We start from the raw sequence: 1,416 nt of genomic DNA on the forward strand, positions 1-1,416 counted from the left end.
CGCCACCACTGCGCGGTGATCACAAGCAGTCCGCCCGCGAGGCTCAATGTCGGTTCAGATCAACATCAATACGGTCGATATCTCGCGCCTCGCGAACTCATTGGCTGCAGCTGGTCATAAGGCGCCCGTCGCAATAGCGCGGGCTCTCAACCACACTGGCGCCAAAGCGAAGACCGCGATGACGCGATCTCTCACCGCCCAAACCGGGCTCAAGAGAAAGACCATCGTCAAGGCTTTGAAGGTAACGAAGGCCGCTCAGAAGGGGGCGCTCGCCTACACGATACGTTCCGCAGGTGGTGATATCAGCCTGAAGTATTTTGCCCCGCGGGAAGTGAGGGCAGGTGTCACGGCTCGCCCCTTTGGCAAGCGCAAGACATTCACGGCGGCCTTTCTCAAAGGAGGTCGTCGTCCGAACCGTGTCGCCCTCAACATGGGTGGACACGTCTTCCGCAGAACATCAAAGACACGCACGCCAATTGAGATGGTCGACAGTGGGGTCGTCATACCGAATGAGATGGTGCAGGGCGCTACAGAGGCAGCCTTCTATGACGTGGCTCAACGCGACCTCGCAGACCGCCTCTCACACGAGCTATTCCGCGTCCTCGACGGGAAGTAAGAGAAAGGGGCTCAATCGAGCCCCAATTCCTTCGACAGACACCGGGCCTTACCGCTTCCAGCGCCCTTCGTATTTGAATTCAGGAGCGGCCTTCAGCTGATCCTTCGTCGTGTTCATAACGGCCGCCCACCTACTGTCATTCTCGAGGTAGGCAATCTTCACCGCGCTCGGACGCACGATCACATAGCGGTCACCCATTCCGAGGAACCCGCCGACCGACACGATGTAGCCAGCGAGTTGCCCTTTCGAGAGGATGAGATCCTTGATCTCGCCGATCTTATCGCCAGCGGGATTGGTGACGTTGAGGCCGATTAGGTTGTAGCTCAATACGTCTGTTGGCGTAGCGGTAAAAAACACTTCTCGCGACGTGGTAACCGCTGTCTGGGCCTGAACACCCCCTAGCATGGCGGCTGTTGCAGCTAGAGCGAACAATAAGCGGCGCATGGTGGTCATCCTTGACAAGTTGCCTATCGCTGTCAAAGCCGCGACTGAGGCGAAAGTTCCTACTGCGAAGCTGGCCGAGGACTGGAAATGGGTCCTTCTCAAGGGCCCCCTGCATGCGGGCGTAGTACGGCCCGGGATTTGGCTAGTCTGACGCGCTCGCAAAAGGGTTAACACTGTCGGGGCGGGCTGAATCCGAAACGAGAATTGGCATTGATCGACAAAGGCAGGTGCCGGATGGCGGCTTGTTAACCGCCGTGTCTGTCAACGCATCGGTTAACAAGATGCGCCGGTTAACACGGATGTTTACGTGATCGTCCCTCAGGCTGAATTTGCGCGGATCTCGGTAGTGTCCCGGG

At 58.1% G+C, this 1,416-nt stretch carries 2 protein-coding genes; one reads left to right on the forward strand and one right to left on the reverse strand.

All coding sequences use genetic code 11. The features are described 5' to 3' along the window. The first annotated feature begins 46 nt into the window (after window positions 1-46). Window positions 47-616 carry a phage tail protein gene (locus AC1DT3_RS21065; protein WP_477467140.1) on the forward strand — a complete coding sequence of 190 codons (570 nt, stop codon included), beginning with the start codon at window positions 47-49 and terminating at the stop codon, window positions 614-616. 48 nt (window positions 617-664) lie between these two features. Here AC1DT3_RS21065 and AC1DT3_RS21070 read toward each other — a convergent pair whose 3' ends face one another. Next, entirely contained in the window at window positions 665-1,060 is a 396-nt protein-coding gene (locus AC1DT3_RS21070) for a PRC-barrel domain-containing protein (protein ID WP_477467141.1), read from the reverse strand. Window positions 1,061-1,416 lie beyond the last annotated feature (356 nt).

The sequence above is a fragment of the Microvirga sp. P4_G7 genome, assembly GCF_056401005.1.

Excerpts from the sequence above, each read along its gene's own strand:
- AC1DT3_RS21065 (WP_477467140.1), top strand. The coding sequence starts at position 47 with ATGTCGGTTCAGATCAACATCAATACGGTCGATATCTCGCGCCTCGCG.
- AC1DT3_RS21070 (WP_477467141.1), bottom strand. The coding sequence starts at position 1,060 with ATGCGCCGCTTATTGTTCGCTCTAGCTGCAACAGCCGCCATGCTAGGG.